Annotated in this window: 25 protein-coding genes; 18 read left to right on the top strand and 7 right to left on the bottom strand. The window is 39.6% G+C overall.

Annotated elements, in window-relative coordinates:
* The first annotated feature begins 18 nt into the window (after nt 1-18).
* Complete coding sequence (locus tag ACZ2V4_RS08760) at nt 19-933, top strand: nuclease-related domain-containing protein (RefSeq protein ID WP_283722356.1); 915 nt, start codon at nt 19-21, stop codon at nt 931-933.
* A 156-nt stretch (nt 934-1,089) separates the two neighbouring features.
* On the opposite strand, the gene ACZ2V4_RS08755 is transcribed toward ACZ2V4_RS08760, so the two are convergent.
* The 3 genes from ACZ2V4_RS08755 to ACZ2V4_RS08745 are packed head-to-tail and all read right to left on the bottom strand — an operon-like array spanning nt 1,090 to nt 2,089.
* A complete protein-coding gene (locus ACZ2V4_RS08755; RefSeq protein ID WP_283722357.1) occupies nt 1,090-1,422 on the bottom strand; it encodes a fluoride efflux transporter FluC in 333 nt (110 codons plus the stop codon).
* Nucleotides 1,419-1,754 (bottom strand): fluoride efflux transporter FluC, encoded by a 336-nt coding sequence (locus ACZ2V4_RS08750; RefSeq protein ID WP_101140918.1) that lies wholly within the window; start codon nt 1,752-1,754, stop codon nt 1,419-1,421. Before ACZ2V4_RS08750 ends, ACZ2V4_RS08755 begins: the two co-directional genes overlap by 4 nt.
* 38 nt (nt 1,755-1,792) lie before the next feature.
* Nucleotides 1,793-2,089, bottom strand: a complete 297-nt coding sequence (locus ACZ2V4_RS08745; RefSeq protein WP_099483777.1) for a hypothetical protein — start codon at nt 2,087-2,089, stop codon at nt 1,793-1,795.
* Nucleotides 2,090-2,223: 134 nt separating this feature from the next.
* Between ACZ2V4_RS08745 and ACZ2V4_RS08740 the strand changes: the two genes are divergently transcribed.
* The 10 genes from ACZ2V4_RS08740 (at nt 2,224) to ACZ2V4_RS08695 (ending at nt 14,009) form a co-directional block, all read left to right on the top strand.
* A complete protein-coding gene (locus tag ACZ2V4_RS08740) occupies nt 2,224-2,934 on the top strand; it encodes a transaldolase (protein WP_099483776.1) in 711 nt (236 codons plus the stop codon).
* A gap of 156 nt (nt 2,935-3,090) precedes the next feature.
* Nucleotides 3,091-3,285 carry a hypothetical protein gene (locus ACZ2V4_RS08735; protein WP_420493893.1) on the top strand — a complete coding sequence of 65 codons (195 nt, stop codon included), beginning with the start codon at nt 3,091-3,093 and terminating at the stop codon, nt 3,283-3,285.
* A 93-nt stretch (nt 3,286-3,378) separates the two neighbouring features.
* Nucleotides 3,379-6,909, top strand: coding sequence for a S8 family serine peptidase (locus ACZ2V4_RS08730; RefSeq protein ID WP_490514749.1), 3,531 nt, complete (start codon nt 3,379-3,381; stop codon nt 6,907-6,909).
* Nucleotides 6,910-7,111: 202 nt separating this feature from the next.
* The gene (pxpB, locus tag ACZ2V4_RS08725; RefSeq protein WP_490514748.1) at nt 7,112-7,822 is read left to right on the top strand and encodes a 5-oxoprolinase subunit PxpB; all 711 of its coding nucleotides are present in this window, start codon (nt 7,112-7,114) and stop codon (nt 7,820-7,822) included.
* Entirely contained in the window at nt 7,819-8,790 is a 972-nt protein-coding gene (locus ACZ2V4_RS08720) for a 5-oxoprolinase subunit C family protein (RefSeq protein ID WP_219492871.1), read from the top strand. Before pxpB ends, ACZ2V4_RS08720 begins: the two co-directional genes overlap by 4 nt.
* Before the next feature lies 1 nt (nt 8,791).
* Nucleotides 8,792-9,223 (top strand): acetyl-CoA carboxylase biotin carboxyl carrier protein, encoded by a 432-nt coding sequence (locus ACZ2V4_RS08715; RefSeq protein ID WP_420496141.1) that lies wholly within the window; start codon nt 8,792-8,794, stop codon nt 9,221-9,223.
* A gap of 12 nt (nt 9,224-9,235) precedes the next feature.
* Nucleotides 9,236-10,585: an acetyl-CoA carboxylase biotin carboxylase subunit gene (gene accC / locus ACZ2V4_RS08710; RefSeq protein WP_420496140.1), complete on the top strand. Its 1,350-nt coding sequence runs from the start codon at nt 9,236-9,238 to the stop codon at nt 10,583-10,585.
* Between the two features lies 1 nt (nt 10,586).
* Nucleotides 10,587-11,339: a LamB/YcsF family protein gene (locus tag ACZ2V4_RS08705; RefSeq protein ID WP_219492869.1), complete on the top strand. Its 753-nt coding sequence runs from the start codon at nt 10,587-10,589 to the stop codon at nt 11,337-11,339.
* A gap of 21 nt (nt 11,340-11,360) precedes the next feature.
* Nucleotides 11,361-12,569, top strand: a complete 1,209-nt coding sequence (locus ACZ2V4_RS08700) for an NRAMP family divalent metal transporter (RefSeq protein ID WP_490514747.1) — start codon at nt 11,361-11,363, stop codon at nt 12,567-12,569.
* A 225-nt stretch (nt 12,570-12,794) separates the two neighbouring features.
* The gene (locus ACZ2V4_RS08695) at nt 12,795-14,009 is read left to right on the top strand and encodes an NRAMP family divalent metal transporter (protein ID WP_420493888.1); all 1,215 of its coding nucleotides are present in this window, start codon (nt 12,795-12,797) and stop codon (nt 14,007-14,009) included.
* Between the two features lie 200 nt (nt 14,010-14,209).
* Here ACZ2V4_RS08695 and arsC read toward each other — a convergent pair whose 3' ends face one another.
* From arsC to ACZ2V4_RS08680, 3 genes are read right to left on the bottom strand one after another with little or no spacing between them, the layout of a single operon-like run.
* The gene (gene arsC / locus ACZ2V4_RS08690) at nt 14,210-14,605 is read right to left on the bottom strand and encodes an arsenate reductase (thioredoxin) (RefSeq protein WP_099483766.1); all 396 of its coding nucleotides are present in this window, start codon (nt 14,603-14,605) and stop codon (nt 14,210-14,212) included.
* 17 nt (nt 14,606-14,622) lie between these two features.
* On the bottom strand, nt 14,623-15,912 hold the full coding sequence (arsB, locus tag ACZ2V4_RS08685; protein ID WP_490514759.1) for an arsenite efflux transporter membrane subunit ArsB: 1,290 nt from the start codon (nt 15,910-15,912) through the stop codon (nt 14,623-14,625).
* Nucleotides 15,912-16,229, bottom strand: a complete 318-nt coding sequence (locus ACZ2V4_RS08680) for an ArsR/SmtB family transcription factor (RefSeq protein WP_101044771.1) — start codon at nt 16,227-16,229, stop codon at nt 15,912-15,914. Before ACZ2V4_RS08680 ends, arsB begins: the two co-directional genes overlap by 1 nt.
* 198 nt (nt 16,230-16,427) lie before the next feature.
* Between ACZ2V4_RS08680 and fmdA the strand changes: the two genes are divergently transcribed.
* From fmdA to ACZ2V4_RS08645, 7 genes are all read left to right on the top strand, one after another.
* On the top strand, nt 16,428-17,615 hold the full coding sequence (gene fmdA, locus ACZ2V4_RS08675) for a formamidase (protein WP_420496138.1): 1,188 nt from the start codon (nt 16,428-16,430) through the stop codon (nt 17,613-17,615).
* Nucleotides 17,615-17,884, top strand: coding sequence for an FmdB family zinc ribbon protein (locus tag ACZ2V4_RS08670; RefSeq protein ID WP_219521125.1), 270 nt, complete (start codon nt 17,615-17,617; stop codon nt 17,882-17,884). Before fmdA ends, ACZ2V4_RS08670 begins: the two co-directional genes overlap by 1 nt.
* A gap of 289 nt (nt 17,885-18,173) precedes the next feature.
* Nucleotides 18,174-18,776 carry a nitrous oxide reductase accessory protein NosL gene (locus ACZ2V4_RS08665; RefSeq protein WP_219492861.1) on the top strand — a complete coding sequence of 201 codons (603 nt, stop codon included), beginning with the start codon at nt 18,174-18,176 and terminating at the stop codon, nt 18,774-18,776.
* Nucleotides 18,739-19,830: a right-handed parallel beta-helix repeat-containing protein gene (locus ACZ2V4_RS08660; RefSeq protein WP_283722366.1), complete on the top strand. Its 1,092-nt coding sequence runs from the start codon at nt 18,739-18,741 to the stop codon at nt 19,828-19,830. The genes ACZ2V4_RS08665 and ACZ2V4_RS08660 overlap by 38 nt, the downstream gene beginning before the upstream one ends.
* Entirely contained in the window at nt 19,827-20,276 is a 450-nt protein-coding gene (locus ACZ2V4_RS08655) for a nitrous oxide reductase accessory protein NosL (RefSeq protein WP_490514746.1), read from the top strand. The genes ACZ2V4_RS08660 and ACZ2V4_RS08655 overlap by 4 nt, the downstream gene beginning before the upstream one ends.
* Nucleotides 20,273-21,046, top strand: coding sequence for an ABC transporter permease (locus ACZ2V4_RS08650; protein WP_219492856.1), 774 nt, complete (start codon nt 20,273-20,275; stop codon nt 21,044-21,046). Before ACZ2V4_RS08655 ends, ACZ2V4_RS08650 begins: the two co-directional genes overlap by 4 nt.
* Nucleotides 21,043-21,681: an ABC transporter ATP-binding protein gene (locus ACZ2V4_RS08645; protein ID WP_490514745.1), complete on the top strand. Its 639-nt coding sequence runs from the start codon at nt 21,043-21,045 to the stop codon at nt 21,679-21,681. Before ACZ2V4_RS08650 ends, ACZ2V4_RS08645 begins: the two co-directional genes overlap by 4 nt.
* A gap of 241 nt (nt 21,682-21,922) precedes the next feature.
* Here ACZ2V4_RS08645 and ACZ2V4_RS08640 read toward each other — a convergent pair whose 3' ends face one another.
* Nucleotides 21,923-22,708 carry a putative hydro-lyase gene (locus tag ACZ2V4_RS08640; protein WP_490514744.1) on the bottom strand — a complete coding sequence of 262 codons (786 nt, stop codon included), beginning with the start codon at nt 22,706-22,708 and terminating at the stop codon, nt 21,923-21,925.
* Nucleotides 22,709-22,904: the final 196 nt, after the last annotated feature.

Genomic DNA, 22,904 nt, shown 5'->3' with positions numbered 1-22,904 from the left:
ATTAGAAAGGTGAGAGCTATGTCTTTATCAAATTTACAACCCATGCATTATATCGCACTTGGATTAGCAGTAGCACTGTTGTTATTCATCGTGCTCTTTATATATGCACTATCGAGCAAGAAGAAAGCAATACGTGCAAAGGAAGAAGCACTGAACAAAGAACGTTCAGAAATGAAAAGTAACTACGAGGAATCTAGTGAAAAATCAAGATTAACGTTTAAGAAGGAACTTGCTGAACAGAAAGATACATACGAAACACAGTTATCGACACAAAATGCACAGATTGATTCACTGAAATTATTTTCTAGAGATAAGGGAGAATATTTAACGGATTTAACATTGATTAACCTTAAAGATAATCTTGTCGCACAAGAACGCATCCGTCCAGAAGATATGCACGTATTAGCGAATATCTATATTCCAGGAAAACGTGTGAAAAGTACAGATAAGCTAGATCACGTTATTTTAACACGTACAGGAATTTACGTAATCGATTCTAACTACTGGACAGGACATCTATACCACGGTATTAGTGAGATGCAGTTTGATGGGGAACCGATATTTGAAACAGTATTCAACATATTAGAACTAGATTCGAAATCTGAACAGACAATCTGTCTCGATAAGGGAGAAGACGGTTCAGCACAGTTCAGGTCATACAAACATTCGATAGAAGAACTGAAGCTAAAGGCAGAACGATTAGAGAAAGTATTCGAATTACCGTATCCGGTTACACCGATTGCTTACTACAATGCAGAAGGAGTAGGAAGCGAGCATATTACGAACTACTCTCGCGATAATAGTGTGAAGGTAATTGTCGGTGAGAAAGAATTGGAACATTTCTTCGAGAAGTTTGTCTTCCACGGCAGATTCCAGTATAAAGTTGAAGAATTAGAAGAAGTACGTGCAGCAATTGAACATTTGAATCCGTAGAGTGAATTCAGATGCGCAAGTACCAGATTATTGCGTTTTCTGGTGCTTACGTAAAGAAACTTATAAAAAATAAAAGAAAGTACCAGATTATCGATTAATCTGGTACTTTCTTTCGTCAATACTTCTATCATGTTTACTACTGTCTTCACAAAAAAATTACAATTTTGTAATATGTATTAAAACATAGCCGACTGTAAACAGTAAGGGTCCGAATATATAGCTTGAAAGCGCATAAGTAAGACACTTTCGTTTATGCGACTGCCACAGTGCAACAAGTTCAAGATTAAGTGTAGAAAATGTCGTGAAACTGCCGAAAATACCGACACATATCCATAAACTCCAGCCATCGCTTAATGCCGCACATAGTCCGAGCAGCAATGACCCGAGCAGGTTCGTAATGAGCGTCCCTGTCGGATATGCATCGTTATATTTGCTGAGTAATAATCTTAAATAAGCCCCGATTGGAGCACCAAGCATTACAAGGATCATCGCGCACCTGCCTTTACACCGAGAAGGCAGAGCAGAAATCCACCAATGATGGTAAGCACTAGATAAAGCATTAGCATCCTATACGCGCCTGTTGACAATAATACATACGTCTCTTTACTCATCGTGGAAAATGTTGTGAAGCTGCCAAGGAACCCAGTCGTAATTGCTTTATAATGATGGGGCTCTAAGCGTGTTTTTAACGCAGTGGAACTATAACCCATTAAGAAAGCACCGATAACATTGACGATCAGTGTAGCCCATATATTTTCGAATATTAAGCTGAGCCCATATCTGCTCGCGGCACCGAGCATGCTCATCACGATAAATAGCATGTTTCAACCTCCTATAATAAAAGGACAGGACCTCAGTCCTATCCTAGAATGCCGAATAATATCAAAATACTTAATAATTGTAATAAAATAACGATCAGTATGACAAATGGCCATACTTTTGCAACTTTACGAATGCCTGAAGAGAGTTCACTTTTTAACCCTTTATCAATCATTATGATACTGATGATCAGCATAATGCAGTTGGAGATACCTGTGAATAAGACGATAGACTTTAAAGAACCAAATAGCATAGACATCAAAGGATTGTAGCCATTGCAGATAATGCTTAAAAGGACGAAGAATATGGACAGATAGACGTATTTGTTCCCTTTCATAATAAACCTCCATATTTTAATTCTTATATTTTATCATATTTATATTGTTCCGTATTGTTTTTTTATAAGTTGTCAATGTAGCGTACACGAAAGAAATTGTTATAATAAAGATATCAATTAAGAGGAGGTCAATTATGACTAAGTTAAATGTTCAAGTATTCGCAGATGGTGCCGATATCAATCAGATGAAAGAGGCGTATCAGAACAAGACGGTAGATGGGTTTACGACAAACCCATCATTAATGGCTAAAGCAGGTGTAGAAGATTATAATTCATTTGCAAAGGCTGCAGTAGAAGCAATTCCTGATGCATCGATTTCATTTGAAGTGTTCGGTGATGATATGGAGATGATGGAGAAAGAAGCAGCCATCATCCAGTCATTCGGTGAAAATGTATTTGTTAAGATTCCTGTAGTGAACACAAAGGGAGAGTCGATGATTCCGCTTATCAAACGCTTATCTGAACAAGATATTAAACTGAATATCACTGCGGTATATACGATTGAACAAGTAGAAGCGATTGTGGATGCGATTAAACCGGGCGTTGAGTCATACGTATCAGTATTTGCTGGACGTATCGCGGATACAGGTGTAGATCCGATGCCTTTAATGAAACAGGCGGTTGAAGTTTGTCACAGTAAAGACGGCGTGAAGTTATTATGGGCAAGCTGTCGTGAGTTGTACAATGTTATTCAGGCAGATGAAATCGGCTGTGATATTATTACGTGTCCGGCAGATGTTGTAAACAAGATCCCGAACATCGGGCGTGACATTAATGAACTTTCAGTAGATACTGTAAAAGGATTCGAAAAAGATATTAAAGCGAGCGGCTTGAGTATTTTATAATTGATTTGTGATGAGTAGGTGATGTGGTGAGTGTCCAAAAAACGGCCACTCGCACACCCAAATCCGTCTGAGTGTCCAAAAAACGGCCACTCGCACAAAATAACAGTAGTCTGAGACATTCTCGTCTCAGACTTTTTTTACAAGTGAGGTGATTTTATGAAATATTTAGTGCAGCTCCATCCTGACGCACAAGACTCTTTTTTTGAAGAAGCACATATAGACGTCATTCGTCATTACGAAATGATGCAGCAATATTTAGTAGAGTTGAATGAGGAAGACTATAGCCTCCTTATTCAAAATCCTTATGTTCTGCATATTGAACGTGATCATGATGACAACACAATTTTATAAAATAAAAAAAAGGTATTGCTTTCTTTCGAAAATCGATATAATATAATAAACATACAAAATTTTCAGACTATTATATGATTCGGAGGAATTTCATTGACCAAGAAGTTTAAGCTAAAAGCGGCATTATTATCGATCGGACTTGTAACAACACTGGTGTCACCTGTTCAAGGTGCAGAATTTGACACCAAGAAACCTCGAACACCAAAGTTAAATAGTACAAACATTGCCCAAAATGAAGCGATTGACAGTCAGCTGAAAGTATTGAGCCAACAAGGGGCAATTGATAATGACTTAAAAGGGGGTTCCGGACAAGTCAATGTTATCGTACACTATGATGAACCCTCTGTCGGACTGGAACGAGGGTTAAAACAGACCAAGAGCAAGAAATGGTCAAAGCTCTCAGATGAAAAGGTTAAAGAAAAGATTGCAAAACAGCAGCAGAAGGCAAACAGCAAGATGCAGAATAAAGGCATCAAATATAAGAAGAATCATTCATATCAAACGGTAATTAACGCTGAGGCAATGACGGTTGATGCTAAAGATATTGAAAAGATTGCTCAAATTGAAGATGTCGCACTCGTCGAAAAAGATGATGTCATCCAAATCGATCCTTCTGAAATGCAGGCTTCAAAACAACAAGATGTGGCCAAAGATACGATGGGAGATGAGCTGAACTTAAAGCTGATTCCGAGTATCACACATTTGAAGGTAGATAAAGTATGGGAGCTAGGTAATAAAGGTAAGGGTGTTAAAGTCGGAGTAATTGATACAGGAATCGACTATAACCATCCAGATTTAAAGGATGTCTATAAGGGTGGCCGCAACTATGTTGGTGGTGGTGACTACAATACGAAGCGTAATGCAGATGACCCTTATGAAACGAAACCGGAAGAACGTCCAGGCCACCTGCCGGAAGTCAATGAAAGCGGCAGCGAATATTATACAACTCATGGAACACACGTTGCAGGGACGATTGCTGCACAAGGTAAGAATGAATTCGGAATGTATGGTATCGCACCGAATGTCGATTTATATGCATATCGTGTGCTTGGAGCGTACGGTCGTGGAAGTACGTCATGGATTGTTGGTGGCATTGAAGATGCGGTGAAGGATGATATGGATGTCATCAACTTATCGCTAGGTAATTCAAGTCCAGAAGAAAATCAAGCGAACTCGATGGCAGTGAACAATGCGATGCTCCTTGGTGTAACGGCGAACGTTGCAACAGGAAATTCCGGACCAGAGCGTTCAACAATTGGTGGACCGGCAACGAGTCCGTTAGGAATCGGCGTAGGTAATACAACACTACCTGAAGAACGTATAGATGTTGATTTAAAGCTAGGTGAAGAAACAAAGAATTACAAGTTGATGGCGTATGAGTTTGGAAATAATCCAGAAACAACGTTAAAGGATCAATATGAACTTGTAAATATACCAGGACTTGGAAAGAAAGAAGATTTTGCGCAAGTGAATGTGAAAGATAAAGTTGCACTTGTAGAACGTGGTGAAATTGCATTTGTAGAGAAGATTAAAAATGCAAAAGATGCAGGTGCAAAGGCGGTTATTGTTTACAATTCAGAGACAGGGTCAAATAGCCCAGGACCGGCAGATATTTTCGTGGGTGCTTCATTCGATTATATCCCGACTGTTGATATGGACCGCACACAAGGTTTAGCACTGAAAGCGAAGCTTGAAAAAGAGAAGGTGATGATTGATTTCACTAAATTCAACGTTACGACGACACCAGGAGATGACGTGAATGACTCATCTTCTCGTGGACCATCATTGCCAAACTTTGATATTAAGCCTGACGTGAGTGCACCTGGAACAAATATTTTGTCGACAATTCCTTCGTTTGCAGTAGGCGATAACTATAGTAAGGCATACGCACAATACACAGGAACATCGATGGCTACACCACATATCTCTGGGGTGAGTGCCCTATTGAAAGAATTACATCCAGAATGGACACCATTTGATATTAAGAGTGCACTGAGCAATACAGCGAAACATCTTGATAAATCTAAATTTGACGTCTTCAGTCAAGGTGCGGGTCTAGTTCAGCCACTTGAAGCTGCAACTGCAACATCACTTTTCAAAGTGGCGCATGAAACAGAAGTAAATGGCGTGAAACAAACACATACACGTGGAACGATTGCATTTGGTAACCAAGTTCCGACAAGTAAAGCACAAGTAATTACGAAGACTATTGATGTACAGAAGTTATCATCTGATGATAACTATGCAATTGAAGTTGAAACAACACGACCTTCAAAATCTGGTGCAACAGTAACTACAGATGTGCAATCAATCCAGTCAGGTAAAGTTACTGTAAACTTAAATATTCCAGCAGGCACACCTGTTCAAGGTGACGAAATTCAAGGATATATTCACTTTAAAGGCAATCGTTCCTATGCTCTGCCATTTGCAGCGAACTTATCTGAAGTGAAGAAGAAAGGCTTTGAAAAATTTGCCCTGACAAACTACCATATGTCACCAAACGGTGATGGTAATAATGACGCTTCTTCAGTACACATGAAAGTATATAATAAACAAAACTTAACGCTGTTAAAATATTATGATTTACTGAATGAGAAGAGTGGACCAGCAGGTGACGGTTACGTAGGAAGTATTGATCTATTCTCTGGTTTAGATGGAGAGAAAGAAGTTGTGCTGGACGGTAAGCTGTACAATATTGAAGGCTCAAATCGCGTTGAAGGGAAGCTTGCAGACGGTGTATATGCAGTAGATGCTATTACGACGAGTGATAATGGAAATGCCACAGCAGATGACTATCCATTATTTGTTAAGACGAAACCAGCAGAAATAAAATCATTAGCTTTAAATAATGGAAAGCTATCATTTAAACTTGATGACCTGTACATCAATGCTAAAGAAACACTTGCAAGTTATGATATCAACTACAATGTTTCTGAATTTCTAAAAGCTAGCTATGAACTAAGCAATAATAAAACAGGTGAAGTCGTAATATCTGATGGTGGTGAAGGAACGATCGATATCAACGATAAAGGTGAATATCATCTCACATTAAACGTTGAGGACGTTGCAGGAAATAAAGCCAGCTTTAAGTATACGGTGAACACGAATACGAATGAGGTCTCAGAAGGACACAAAGACATCAAAGATAACACTGGGACACCAGTTGATGAAGCTAAGACGTTAACAGACAGCGAAGTCAATCAATTTGTTAACGGAAAGCAAAAAGTATTAACAGTGGAAGGTGACAAAGCTGTAACTTTTACTAAATCACAGCTTGCTAAACTTTCACAGATGAAGAAGAATAAAAGTATCGTATTAAATACATCGCTGCACGCTGTCAGTTTAAATTCAGCAAACATGAATGAACTGAGCAAATATGGAGATGTAACGATACAGATTAAAAAAGTAGACAGCACATATCAGAATGCAGTTCAAGTACTGGTTAAAGCTGGAGATTCAGAAGTGAAATCATTAGCACGACCTTATGCATTATATATTAAAGGAAACAGAGGACTGAATGTATATAATGCAGACGCTAACCAACGCGTCGCAAGTAAGTACGATAAGAAGCTTGGACAATATGGTATCCAGGTTACACAATTTAATACATTTGGATTGAAGTAATATAAGCTCTCCCGAATTTATGTCGGGAGGGTTTTTTGTTTTAAAGGGGAGAGAATTGGTGTATGAAATTGGCATGGTGCCAAATTCGCATCCCCCTTGTGCCTCTATATAGTCGCCTTAACGCGTTAAATGATAGAAAATAGTTTCTAATAATCAGAAAATTATGGTAACATATTAATGTTGTAAAGAAAGGGGTTACATGATGAAATTTTTCGATGTTAGTGAAAATTGTATTAGCTGCGTATTTAACGAAAAAATCGCACCTGATATTAACAAATCTGTGATTGCTCTAAGTCGAGCGATCGAACAGACACAGATTGAAGGGATAACTGAACTGGTCAATTCATATAATACTTTAGTAATATATTTTAATGATGATATAACAACACATGATGAACTAAAGAAGCACATTTCAGAATTAAAGATAGCTGACAGTAATACTGAAAAGAAGCGTACGTTTGTAATACCTGTATGTTATGACAAAAAGTATGCGCTTGATCTGGAAGAACTTGCAGCAGCACATGAATTAACGACAGAAGAAGTGATTCAGATTCATTCTGAAAATGAATACTTAGTCTATATGCTAGGATTTATGCCGGGGTTCCCGTATCTTGGTGGTCTGGATGAGCGTATCGCGACGCCGCGTAGGTCATCTCCTAGAAAAGCGATTCCAGCAGGTTCTGTCGGTATCGCTGCGAATCAGACAGGAATGTATCCACTTCAGTCACCAGGAGGCTGGAATATTATCGGGCAGACACCACTGAAGCTCTATGACCCAAATAGAAATCCTGTCGTTTATTATGAAGCGGGTGATTATATTAAGTACGAACCGATTACGCTTGAACAGTTTGACGAGATTAAGCGTCAAGTTGAAGCGGGTACGTATGAGATACAAGTGAAGGAGGAGAAATGATGGGATTACAGGTTATTAATCCAGGGTTGTTCACGACCATTCAAGATCTCGGTCGATTCGGCTATCAGAATATCGGTCTTAGTCCTTCTGGCGGAATGGATTATCGTGCAGTCATGCTTGGTAATTTACTCCTAGGCAATGATGAATTTATGAGTATCGAGATGACGATGCAAGGGGGGATATTTAAGTTTGAAGAAGCATGTGCATTTGTGATTACAGGAGGTAATATGCTTGCGGAACTTAATGATACACCTGTAGAAAATCGTGCTGTACATAACGCTGAAGCCGGAGATATCTTAACATTCAAAGCAGTGAAGAACGGCTATAGAACGTATTTAACAGTAAAGAATGGCTTTAAGCTGGACAAGGTGAATAATAGTTATGCAACACACACTAAGATTGGTATCGGTGGTGTTGAAGGGCGTACATTACGTAAAGATGATATTCTCGAGTTCAATAAGCCTGAGCATAGCAAGACGCAGCGCTTAGCGACACATTTTATCGATAAGGTGAGTACGATCCGTTTTATACCTGGTCGTCAGTATAAACGTTTTAAAGATGTTCATGAAACATTGCTGAACACTTATGAAATTTCAAATACATCTGACCGTATGGGTATGCGTCTAGAAGGTGAACCGCTTCAAGTGAAGACGAACTATGACATTATTTCAGAACCTGTCCAATTGGGTAGCATACAAGTTGCATCTGACGGGCAGCCGATTATTTTATTGAATGATCGTCAGACTGTCGGTGGTTATGCGAAGATTGGGACGGTATACTTTGCAGATATCCCGACACTTGTACAAAAAGCACCTGGCAGTGAAGTACGCCTTGTAGAAGGAACGCTTGAAGAAGCGATTGAAGAGAAGAAGAAAATGATGAGCATTATTAATGAAGTTGGCCTACATGCGTATGATGTAAGACATACGAGTGGCAGAATCCAAAAATTAATACAAAGGGCGGAGTAAAATGAATTCAGAAAAGTTACAGCAGTTAATCGATATGATGAACGACAATGATTTAAAGGTCATTAAAGTAAAGTCAGGGAAAGATGAGTATTACGTAGAAAAAGCGGTGCAAGAAGTACAATACGTACCACAAGCACCTGTTGCAGGAGTACCACAATCACAAGTTCAAGCTGAACGAGAAACGCCAGGCGATCATGTACAAAAATCTCAGCTTGTCGGAACATACTATAATATGCAGGATGAAACATCGAAGGAACCTTTTATTCGTGTAGGAGATAAAGTGGAAAAAGGTGATCGCATCGGTATTATTGAAGCAATGAAAGTGATGAATGATGTCTTTGCAGATGTTGACGGTACAATCGAAGAAATCTTCGTACAAAACGGTACTGCTGTTGCATATGACGAGCCACTTGTACGTATTAAAGAGAAGTAAGGGGGAAATACGTTGAAGAAAGTTCTTATCGCGAATCGCGGGGAAATCGCGATTCGTATTATCAGATCATGTAAGAAACTCGGCATCAAGACGGTTGCAGTTTATTCTAATACCGACGCTGACAGCTTACATGTTGCACTTGCAGATGAAGCGGTTTGTATTGGCCCTGCGAGCTCAACAGAAAGTTATCTTAATATGAATAATATTATTGCCGCTGCAGAAATTACACATGCAGATGCCATCCATCCAGGATATGGATTCTTAGCGGAAAACTCTAAGTTTGCACGCCTTTGTGCTGAGCATGACATCGTCTTTATCGGACCGACGCCTGAGACTATCGACAAGATGGGTGATAAAGCAGAGGCACGTAAGACAATGATTGCTGCAGGTGTCCCAGTTATTCCAGGTTCTAAAGATGTCATTCCAACGATCGAAGAAGCCCGTGAAAAAGCGCGTGAAATCGGAGTGCCACTTGTGATTAAAGCGGTTGCCGGTGGTGGTGGTAAAGGGATGCGTATCGTGAGTCGTGAGGAAGATTTCGATAACTTATTCCATGCTGCAAAGAACGAAGCAAAGAAAGCATTCGGTGATGACCGTGTATATATCGAGAAATTCATTCGTACAGCACGTCATATCGAAGTTCAGGTCATTGGTGACGGTCATGGAGATGCTGTACATCTCTATGATCGTGACTGTTCGATTCAGCGTAACAACCAGAAGCTAATTGAAGAAGCACCTGCTGTTATCGTGCCGGACGAAGTACGCGTACGCATGACGACAGATGCTGTTAACGCTGCGAAAAATATTAGCTATCGCGGCGCAGGTACGCTTGAATTCTTATATGTAGAAGAAATACAAGAATACTACTTCCTTGAGATGAATACGCGTGTTCAAGTAGAACATACCGTAACGGAAATGGTCACTGGCGTTGATATCATTGAGGCACAGCTCAAGATTGCATTATATGATGAATTTGATCTGAAACAAGAAGACATTCAAATCATGGGCTTTAGTATGGAATGCCGTATTAATGCCGAAGATCCGAATCATGGCTTTAGACCGAGTCCAGGGAAAGTAACTGCATTACATCTTCCTGCAGGACCAGGGGTACGTATCGATACATTCTTATATCCTGACTGTATGGTATCTCCATTTTATGATTCGATGATCGGTAAATTCATTACATTCGATAAGACACGTGACCGCGCAATCAAGAAGATGCTTGCCGCACTTGATGAAACAGTTATTGCGGGATTCGAGACGAATTTAGATTACCAGTATCGTATCGTACAGCATCCAAGATATCATGAAAACTTAGTTGATATTAAATTCTTAGAGAAAAATCACTTCCTGGAGGGATAATATGTTCATTGACTTAAATGCGGATTTAGGCGAAAGTTTCGGTAACTATAAGATAGGCAATGATGAAGCGATTATTCCGTTGATTACTTCAGCAAATATTGCTTGTGGGATGCATGCAGGTGACTTTAATGTATTAAATCAGACGATAGAACGTTGTAAAGCACATGGTACAGGTATCGGTGCACATCCAGGATATCCAGACCTGCAAGGGTTCGGTCGACGTAACCTAGATATGACGTATGATGAAGTAGAAAACTTAATCACCTATCAACTCGGTGCCATCGACGCATTCTGTAAGAAACATGGTGTTACTATTAACCATGTTAAACCCCATGGTGCACTCTATAATGCGACAAGTGGTGATGAAGGACTGGCAAATGCTATCGTCAATGCCATCTACAACTTTAACCCGGAACTTAAGGTCATGGGCATCTCAGGTGGTACGCTCGTTAAAGCAGCAGAAAAGAAAGACATGACTGCAATCAATGAAGTATTCGCAGATCGTAATTATACAGATAAAGGGACATTAGTTTCACGCAAACAAGATAATGCGATGATTCATGAGCAATCTGAAGCGGTGGCACATGTATTACGTATGGTACGTGATAAACAAGTCAAAACAGTATCAGGTAAACTTATTGACCTTAAAGCAGATTCTATTTGTGTGCATGGTGACGGACCAGAAGCATTAGCCTTTGTAAAGGCAATTATCGAAGCATTACAGACCGAAGGAATCAAGATTCAAACCATATAACATAATCAAAGGGGAAATACTATGGAAAAACAAAACATGACAGCAGCACAGAAGCGTCTGCTCTTCGGTGCAATCTTCCTGATGGCAACATCAGCAATCGGGCCGGCATTCTTAACGCAGACAACTGTATTTACTGAAAAGCATCTTGCAAGCTTTGCCTTTGCCATCTTGATCAGTATTGTCATTGACATCGGTGCGCAGCTTAACATCTGGCGCGTCTTAACTGTGACAGGGAAACGTGGCCAGGATATTGCAAACGAAGTATTTAAAGGACTCGGAAGTTTCATTGCAATCTTGATTGTGATGGGCGGACTTGCGTTCAACATCGGGAATGTCGCTGGAGCAGGCCTTGGGTTCAATGCTTTATTTGGCATTGATGTACGTCTCGGTGCAGTGATTACGGCAATCCTTGCAATTATCATCTTCTCAAGTAAGAGTGGCGCTAAAATCATGGACGTCATCACTCAAATTCTGGGTGTACTCATGTTACTGACAGTAGCATTCGTAATGATTAAGACACAACCGCCATATGGAGAAGCAGTGACAAAGATGGTGATGCCGGATAATCCAGCAGCACTTATTATGCCGATCATTACAATCGTTGGTGGAACAGTAGGAGGATATATTACATTCGCCGGTGCCCATCGCCTGATTGATGATGGCATGGTGGGACAGAAGAACTTACCATTCGTATCACGTGCAGCAAACTTAGGGATTATTACAACAGGTGTGATGCGTTTCTTCTTATTCTTAGCAGTATTAGGTGTAGTGGCAACAGGTGTATCATTAAACCCTGATAACCCACTGGCATCAGCATTCCAGCATGCATTAGGACCAATTGGACCACGTATATTCGGATTAGTATTATTAGCAGCCGCATTAACATCGGTAATTGGTGCTGCTTATACGAGTGCATCATTCTTGAAAGGATTTCATCCGGTATTCTCGAAATATAACAATATTGTAATCATTATCTTTATCGTATTCTCGACAATCGTATTTGTAACAATCGGTAAACCTGTTAAATTATTAATCTTAGCAGGCGCATTCAATGGACTAATCTTACCGATTACATTATCAGCAATCTTGATTGCATCTAAAAATAAACGTATCGTTGGTGATTACAAACATCCAACGTGGCTACTTGTCCTCGGTGTAATTGCAGTACTTGCAACAATCGGCGCTGGGTTCTTCTCAATCCAGGCATTGATTGATCTATGGAATAGCTAATACTTACACCTCACATCAGTGAGGTGTTTTTTTGTCGTACGAAATGGACGCTATACCAATCTTGTAGGGTACAAATTCAAAAAATAGACTAACCTAAGAAAATAACATAACAACTATAAACTTACAAGAATATAATTTTGTTGACTCAGACTGTTGTGGCGAAAAAAATATACATGTATAATCTCAAATCTAAGACTTATTATTTCGAAATTAAAGGAGATGACCATGGAAAAAAGAAAAAAGCAAAAAATGACAGCAGCTCAAAGAAGATTACTATTAGGCGCAATTTTCCTGATGGCAACTTCAGCGATTGGGCCTGCTTTCTTAACACAAACCACAATATTTACAGAAAAATATTTAGCAAGCTTTGCGTTTGCGATTTTAGTAAGTATCATCATTGATATTGGTGCACAGTTAAATGTATGGCGTGTACTGACGGTAACCGGAAAACGAGGACAGGTGATTGCCAATGAAGTACTGCCAGGACTCGGAACTGTAATTTCAATACTCATTGTTCTTGGTGGTCTTGCATTTAATATCGGAAATGTCGCAGGTGCAGGACTCGGGTTTAATGCCTTACTTGGCATGGATGTGAAGGTTGGCGCGATCATTACAGGGATTGTAGCAATTCTTGTATTCTCTAGTCGACATGCACAAAAAGCAATGGATATTGTGACACAAGTATTAGGGATTTCTATGATATTGATTGTTGCCTTCGTTATGTTTAAAGTGAATCCACCATATGCTGAAGCAGCAACAAAAATGGTCTTGCCTGATAATCCATTTGCACTTGTGATGCCGATCATTACAATCGTAGGTGGTACAGTCGGTGGATATATAACATTTGCAGGAGCGCATAGATTGATTCATGCTGGAATGACAGGAAAAGAGAACCTACCGTTTATCACAAAAGCAGCAAACACGGGTATTGTGACAACAGGTGTGATGCGTACGTTACTATTTCTAGCTGTGTTAGGCGTAGTATCCACAGGGGTTAAATTGAATCCGGATAATCCACCAGCATCGGTATTCTATCATGCGCTTGGTGATATTGGCCCACGCATATTTGGATTAGTGTTACTAGCGGCTGCAATGTCTTCTGTAATCGGAGCAGCGTATACAAGTGCATCATTCTTAAAAGGATTCCACCCATGGTTTCTAAAGCATAACAATATCGTCGTCATATTATTTATCGTGATATCTACAACAATATTTTCATTTGTAGGGAAACCTGTTGAGCTACTGGTACTTGCAGGTGCGTTCAATGGACTCATCTTACCGGTGTCACTGACAGCGATACTCATTGCATCAAGAAAGAAATCGATTGTTGGGGACTATGAACATCCGAAATGGATATTCTGGCTCGGTGTATTTGCAGTCATCGTAACGATATTCGCAGGACTTTTCTCAATCCAAAGCATGGCTGAATATTTTGGATAATATAGATATGAACACAAGTAGTTGATTTTGCTACTTGTGTTTTTATAATGATTAAATCACTAAAGTTGATAGAAAAAAGAATTCAATAGATTCATTTTTATCTATTGAATTCTATATATTAAATATAATTTTCTATAAACATTTTGCAAGGGAAGTTTAGATATAAAATGACTGTGCTTGTAACAAGCACAGTCATTTTGCTATCTTAATTTAAATTGTTCGATTGCGTGACCAATCTCATCTCTGACACGCTGGAATTCTGACCATGCTTTACCAGCAGGGTCATCAAATCCCCAGTGTTCTTTCTTTACATTCGGTGGCAGAACTGGACAATTATTATCCGCATCACTACATAAAGTAACGACGAGGTCTGAGTTGTTTAGAATATCCTGATCGATCAAGTCTGATGTATGATGAGAGATATCAATTCCCACCTCTTTCATTGCTTCAATGGCTTTAGGATTCACACCATGTGTTTCAATTCCTGCTGAATAAACGTTCCATGTATCTCCTAGAATGTGCTTTCCCCATCCTTCAGCCATCTGACTGCGACAGGAGTTTCCTGTACAAATAAAATAAAGTGTCTTCTTCTCCATAAAAATCCCTCAAATCTTTAAAATAATATTAATGTTAAATAAAGTCCGAACAATGTAACGAATAAAACTGGAATCGTGATGACAATCCCTGTTTTAAAATATGTTCCCCATAAAATCTTCACACCTTTTTGTGAGAGTACATGTAGCCATAACAGTGTGGCAAGTGAGCCAATCGGTGTGATCTTAGGACCTAGATCCGAACCGATAACGTTCGCATAGATCATGCCTTCCTTTAATAATCCAGTTGCATCGGACTGGCCAATTGCAATGGCATCAATTAACACAGTAGGCATGTTGTTCATCACAGATGATAAGAATGCAGCGATAAAGCCCATACCCATTATGCTGCTGAACAAGCCATATGTAGAAATCGTAGAAAGCACATCTGCTAGCACGGTCGTGATACCGACGTTCTTAAGACCGAAGACGACGAGATACATCCCAATAGAGAAGAAGACGATGTTCCACGGTGCACCTTTAATAACTTGTCTCGTGTCAACAGCAGGGGACTTGCTTGCTAATACAATAAAGATAATTGTAATGACTCCTGCAATCAGTGAAACAGGGATATTGATAAATTCACTGCTTAAGTAACCGATGAAGAGAATAAATAGCACGATCCATGACATCTTGAAGAGTTTCATATCTTTGATCGCACTTTCAGGTGTCCCAATATTATCCGTATTAAATGTACGTGGTATCGATTGCCTGAAATATAACCACAGAACAACGATGCTTGCAACAAGCGAGAAGAGATTCGGAATGATCATACGGCTGACATATTCAACAAATCCGATGTTAAAGTAATCTGCAGAGACGATATTCACGAGATTGCTGACGATTAAAGGCAGTGACGTCGTATCTGCGATAAAACCACTTGCAATAATAAACGGGAAGATAACCTTCTGATTGAACCCGAGACGTCTCACCATGGCGAGAACAATCGGTGTTAATATCAGTGCCGCACCATCATTAGCAAAGAATGCAGCAACAATAGCACCAAGCAGCATAATATAGACGAACATCTTGAAACCATTACCGTGTGAGGCGCGGACCATATGGATGGCTGCCCATTCAAAGAAACCAATCTCATCTAATATAAGCGAGATGATGATCACTGCGATAAACGTAAGGGTGGCATTCCACACGATTCCTGTGACCTCAAGTACATCAGAGAAACTGACGACACCTGTAATAATTGCAATAATCGCACCGACAACTGCTGTAATACCGATGTCTAGACCTTTCGGCTGCCAGATAATAAAGACTAACGTAATAAGAAATATAGCAATTGCGACTGCTGTCATCACTGGCACGCACCTCTTTTCATCGTGTTACAAATACATGCTTCTTGCGATACACTCAGTGAAGATAAGTGATCGTTAATATCCTTCAGCTTATCGTGGTTCAGCTGATACATGCGTTTGTTACCATCTTTAAATGTCGTTACGAAACCTTGATCCACGAGTGTTTTCATATGATGGCTGAGTGTGGGTTGTGAAAACTGGAAGTGTTCGAGTAGATCACAAGCACAACGTTCACCACAAGAAAGTATATCCAATATTTCAAGACGACTCGCGTCAGACAATACTTTCAGTGTTGCTGCTAAAGCTTTATAAGTCATAATAAACCTCCTTGATTTAATACAAACATAGATTAACATCTATATAGATGAATGTCTATAAAAATCTAGAAAATTGTTCGTATGACTAGGGGTTAGCTGCGAACGACGCTAATTTCAAAAACTCTTTGTTAAATTTGAAATATTCTGAAAACTAAAGTAAACTAAAAGTGTAATTTTAAAAAATAAGGGGGATTTTGTATGGCGAAAAAGATTTTTGAAATTGACTTGACGAAGAAGATGCATGAGCAAAAATATCCGGGGCATAACAGATGGCATCCTGATATTCCGGCAGCATTCTCGGTAGAGCCTGGTGAGGTCTTCAAGATGGAATGTCTGGACTGGACAGATGGACAGATAAGCAATAACGATGATCCATCTGATATCGAAAAGGTAAACTTAAAGCGTGTCCATGTATTGAGTGGACCTGTTCATGTCAATGGGGTGGAGCCTGGCGACTTACTTGTCGTAGATATCCTGGACATTGGAACATTCAGTGCACATGAGTGGGGATTCAATGGAATATTCGCGAAAGAAAATGGGGGAAGCTTCTTAGTCGAACACTATCCGAAAGCTGCAAAGTCTATCTGGGATTTTGAAGGTATCTATGCAACGAGTCGTCACGTACCGAACGTTAAGTTCGCAGGAATTATACATCCAGGATTAATGGGTGTTGCACCAAGTCAGGAGATGCTAGATGAATGGAATCGCCGTGAAAAAGCATTAGTAGACACTAACCCGAATCGTGTACCAGCGCTTGCAGAGCTGCCAGATCCAGATTCATGTGTGCTCGGAACACTTAAAGGAGCGGACTTCGATCGCGTAGCAAAAGAAGGTGCGAGAACAGTGCCGCCTCGTGAAAACGGTGGGAACTGTGATATTAAGAACTTATCAAAAGGTTCACGCGTCTATTTCCCAGTATTCGTTGATGGGGCGAAGCTATCAGTAGGAGATCTACATTTCTCACAAGGTGATGGAGAGATTACATTCTGTGGAGGAATTGAAATTCCTGGATGGATTGAACTTAAAGTCCATGTGATTAAAGGTGGCATGGAGAAATATAAGATTAAGAAGAACCCGGCATTCCAACCAGGGCCAGTAATGCCGCATTATAATGAATATCTCGTATTCGAAGGGATCTCTGTTAATGAATTCTCTGGAGACCAGCTTTACCTTGACGCCAACACTGCATACCGTAATGCCTGCTTAAATGCGATTGAATTCTTGAAGACATGTGGCTATACAGGAGAACAAGCATATATGTTACTCGGGTCAGCACCTGTACAAGGGAATATTGGTGGCATAGTAGATATTCCAAATGCATGCTGTACGTTATCTCTACCTAAGGAAATCTTTACAAATAATATTATTCCAAAGATTGATGAATAATGCCGAAGTATACATTTGAATGTCCAGCATGCGGACAATATGATACGTGGAAATCAATGAATAGCAACTTGAAAGAGGATGAATGTCCGGAATGTTCTCAAGTGACATCGAGAGTGTTCAAGAGTTTCAGAACAAACCATATGGACCCGAAGTTATATAATCGAATTAACGCAGGCATGACACCGAAAGTCGTTAAAAGAGAAAACTTACCGACGAGTAATATTAAAAATTTGAATAAGAATAAGAATCCAATGTCTTGGACAGTATAATTGTGACACCTCACACATGTGGGGTGTTTTTTTGGTAAGGAATTAAGGTGTGAATTTGGCACGACGCTAATTTCAAGATAGAAAACAATTTCAACCGATCTTCCATTAATTCCTAGTGTTGTTCTAAGTTTTACAAATGTCCATAGACAAATCATGAATTTACACGCGATGATTTTAATTTTTAAAATTTTGACTTACTTTCATCATGATTTATTCACATTTATATACAAATAAGGCATCTCCCTTCCTATAAAATTATCATTGTAATTATTGATTAGGGGGAATACAGATGAAAAAGACAACAGTGCTACTTGCAACATCATTACTACTTGCGGCGTGTGGTAATGCAGAAACGAAACAATCGGAACAGACGAAAGAGAAGACGGCGGCTAAGACTGAGCAGATTAAAGCGGACCAGCAGACGACTAAAGTAGACGGCTATTCTTTAAAAGAGCCGAAAGAAGATACAAAATGTGCTGCGTGTGATATGAAAGTCTATCAAAAGTCTGATGCTATGGGTAAATATTCAGCACAAGCGATAGGAGAAGATGGTAAGAACTATTTCTTCGATGACCTGTTCTGTCTCTTAAACTATGAGCGTAAGTCGGACAAGAAGATGAAAGCGAAGTTTGTACGTGACCACAAGACATCAGAATGGATCAATGTCAGCGATGCGAAGTTTGTTAAAGGTGAGATTAAGACACCGATGAATGTGGGTATCGCGAGCTTTAAAGAAGATAAGGATGCACAGGCATTCGCACATGAGCATCATACTGAAGTAGAGCAGCTTGCTGCTGTTGATCAGAAAGCGATGATGCGCTTTATGGAGAAGCACAAAAAGATGAAAGATATGAATGAAAGTCACGAAAGTCATGAACATCACAGTGAATAGAACAACGAAGGGACAGATAATCTTTATTTGTCTCTTTCTTGCGATTATTCTGTGTCATATGGATGCACATGCGAACGTGCATAGCGAGAAAATTGTGACAGAACCAATTCATATTACTAAGGATCATACGACGATTAAAGATGTAACGATACGTTATTCTGGTTCTGCACCACCGATCACCATTTCGAATAGCCGCGACGTTACACTAAAAAATATTAAGATAATCGGCAATGGAAAAGCAAATGGAATTCATATTGAGAATTCATCACAAATAAAACTGGATAATATAGATATCTCTCATACAAAGGATGGCGTCTACCTTGAACATGTTGAACGCGTTAATATGCGCAATATATCTTCTAGAAATAATCGGTATGGCATCCATTTCATGTATGTAAATCATGGTGAACTAGAGCGCAGTGTCGTACGCAATAACGTTACAGGTATTATGCTGATGGTATCTGACAACATTAAGATTACACATAATAAGATTGTGGATCAGCAAGTATTGAACGCAACAGGGATGACGCTCTATAAGAGTACGGATATACACGTAAAGAACAATCAGTTCATTCAAAACAGTACGGCTCTGAGCGTACAAGAGATGACAAAGAGTCATATTACTAAAAATGATTTCGAACGTAATCTCAATAGTATCGAAATTTATCAGTCGGATATCCCGATACAGGACAATCGTTTCAGCAATAATATATCGATTGCGAATATCGATGAACAGCAGCATCAGTTCCGCAATAATATGTATGACGACCCATCTATAATGGATCTGGATGGTGATGGCATAGGAGATACACCGAAGCGTTTCAGCAACTTATTAGGAGAGACGATGGTGAAGGATACAACATTAAATTTCTTTCAGAATGGCCCGCTTCACATTCTGCTGCAATGGATAGAAGATAAGAGTATTACGTTAGAATCCGGTTATCAGGATACAAGTCCACAAATGCTATCTCGCAATATACAACTTAACATTTGGCTCCCCATTCTATTATGCAGCTTAGCAATCATTCTATTAACATTAAGGAGGATACGATGAAATATATCATTACATTATTGATTACAGCAATTCTGCTCGCAGGTTGTGGCAAACCTGACTTAAGTCCACGTGACATCAATCAGAAGACAGATAAATGTGTCGTATGCAATATGATGATCGATCATCCGGAGCAGGCAGCGCAGATGATCTACAAAAACGAAGATCATCTGATCTTTGATGATATCGGCTGTATGATGGAACATTATAATAAAGAGAATAAAGACGATATCGGTATGATGTATGTGAAAGACTACAAGAAAGATAAATGGATAGACGCAACGAAAGCATTCTATATCTACAATAAAGATATCTGGACTCCGATGAACTATAGTGTAGCAGCATTTGAAACAGAAGCGAATAGAAATACTTTTATGAAAAAGTATAAAAATAGCAAACAGCTGCAATTCAATGATCTGAAATCATTTAAGTGGGGCATTCACGCATGATCTGGATGGAACTGAAACAAAGTCTGCGTAATCCGGTGTTCTATATCACAGCAATCATCTATATCATTACATTTATACTCGCAAGCTTATTTCAAACAGGGACAGAGCACTCCAATCTATTTCAGATGAACTATGCGCTCAGTATTGAACTGCTGATCGTCCCATTATTCATTCTATCTATCGGCAGTATGACCGTAGCACATCATAATGAAACAGGATGGCTGAAGTTACTAAAGACTTATCCGATGCGTTATAGAAGCTATATATTCGGCCACTATATTACTATCGTACTGCTCTATACAATGATGCTCGCCATCAGTATCGTGATGGGTATCATTATCGGTGTACATATGGAATTCGTCTTCATATTACTATCATTCATCATGATTCTCATATTCTCAAGTATCGCAGTATGGATTGGCATCATCTCAAGAAATCGACTCAGTGCAATTGGTATTGCACTCTGTTTCTGGACGCTGTGGCTACTCATCATCCCATTTACAATCATTGCATTGAATGATCAATTGAACCGACAGATGCTCTTTCAAGCATTAGTAGCAAATATTCATCTCAATCCAGTCGACCTTATCCGCATGCTGTACTATTACTGGACAGAGCAACTCGCATTACTTGGACCAGGATTCTACAATTACAGTAACTGGCTGAAAGGCATTGGTCACTACATCCTATATATCAATATTATGTTATTTATCGGTGTACCGCTCGTATTGAGCTATATTACGATGTTAAGGGTGAGGAGAAGTAAATGATAGACATACAGCAATTACAATTCAAATATAATAAACAGAAGACATTCGGGCCCGTCACAATGCATCTCGGCATAGGTAAAGTGCATGTGATGATAGGAGAGAATGGTGCTGGAAAGAGTACACTCATCAAACTCATGCTTGGTGAACTAAAAGCGAAGACAGGCACATTTCAAGTACCAGAACAAATCAACTATATGCCTGATGACCTGCAGTTTCCCCCATACTTGAAAATCAGCGAAATCATTAAGATGCTTCAAAGAATTAAAGGAAGCACATCAAATGATGCATTAGCACAAGTTGGACTAGATGATAATCGAGAACAATTTGTTAAATCATTATCTAAAGGCATGCGACAACGCCTCAACCTCGCACAAAGCTTAATTGGAGACGCAGCATTTATTATTATGGATGAACCGACAAATGGTTTAGATCCATTATGGATATTCAAGCTGCAGGATATAATTCGTGAGCAAAAGGCACAAGGGAAGACGCTATTCATAACGACACATCAACTCGATTTTGCGCAGGCAATCGCAGATGAACTGTATGTTCTGAGAGATGGACTGATTGTCCATCAGTCTGAGAATCACTTTGAGGATGTCGAATCGCTGATTAAGCTCTATCGTGGCATATGATAGGGGAGCGAAATTGACATGGCGCCAATTTCGAGGCGGAAAATGAGCGTGAATTTGGCATGGGGACAATTTCGAAGCGGAAAATGAGCGTGAAATTGGCACAGCGCCAATTTCAAGGCGGAAAATGAGCATGAATTTGGCACGGCGCCAATTTCAAGGCAGAAAACATACGCGAATTTGGCACGACGCCAATTTCAAAAATAGAGAAACCCACCACAATTAGTGATGAGTTTCTCTTATTTTAATACAACAATTCACTTTCTTTAATATCCGTGATAAACATATATCCTGGTGCATGAGTAATCATCATTTCAGGCTTAACATTCAGACACACTGACTGAGGTGTTACGCCGCATCCCCAGAATACAGGAACCTCGCCGTCGCGTATCTCTACAGCTTCCCCGAAGTCAGGGTTATTAATATCTTTGATGCCGATTACAGCAGGATCGCCGATATGAAGCGGAGCACCATGTGCACCTTTGAAATGCGTTGTAATCTCAGACGCTCGAATCGCCTGAGCCATTGTCATCGGACGCATGCTCACTGTTGTAGGTCCGTGGAAGACACCACTTTGTTCAGTAGGAATATTCGTAATATACATCGGCACATTATGACCTTCCTCTATATGACGCACGGGAATATCAGCATCAAGCAACGCATGCTCAAATGTAAAGCTACAGCCAATAATGAAAGCTACCATATCCTCACGATATAGATCCTTAATATCATGACGCGTCTCAACATGCACGCCATCACGATAGACATAGTATTCACCCACATCAGTGCGAATATCCGCATCAGGACCATACTTCGGAAAAGAAAATTCCCCAACCTCAGTAATATCTAGTAAAGGACAAGACTTTGGATTACGGTAACAGAACTTAAGGAAATCATAAGCATAACGTTCAGGCAATATCACAACATTCGCCTGGATGTATCCCTTAGCCATGCCAGACGTATGCTGGATAAGTTTATTATCGCGAATCAAAGCGCGAATTTCAGATGGTAGAGCAGATTGTAAATTCATAGTAGCACCCCTTTGTGAATAGTTTATAATAAGTGTATAAAACTTTTAATATCTGAAAAATTGGTAAGTTATACAATCAAGTTAGCCACCTAAGGTGGAAGATACATTAATGGTTTATAAAAAAATACGCCATGACGAATTCATGTTAATATTGTAGTTCTCACACCGACAATAAAGGAATGAATTCGTATGACGC

The organism is Macrococcus sp. CoH-51_TC_04, from assembly GCF_058188655.1.
This window is presented reverse-complemented; position numbering and strand designations above follow the sequence as displayed.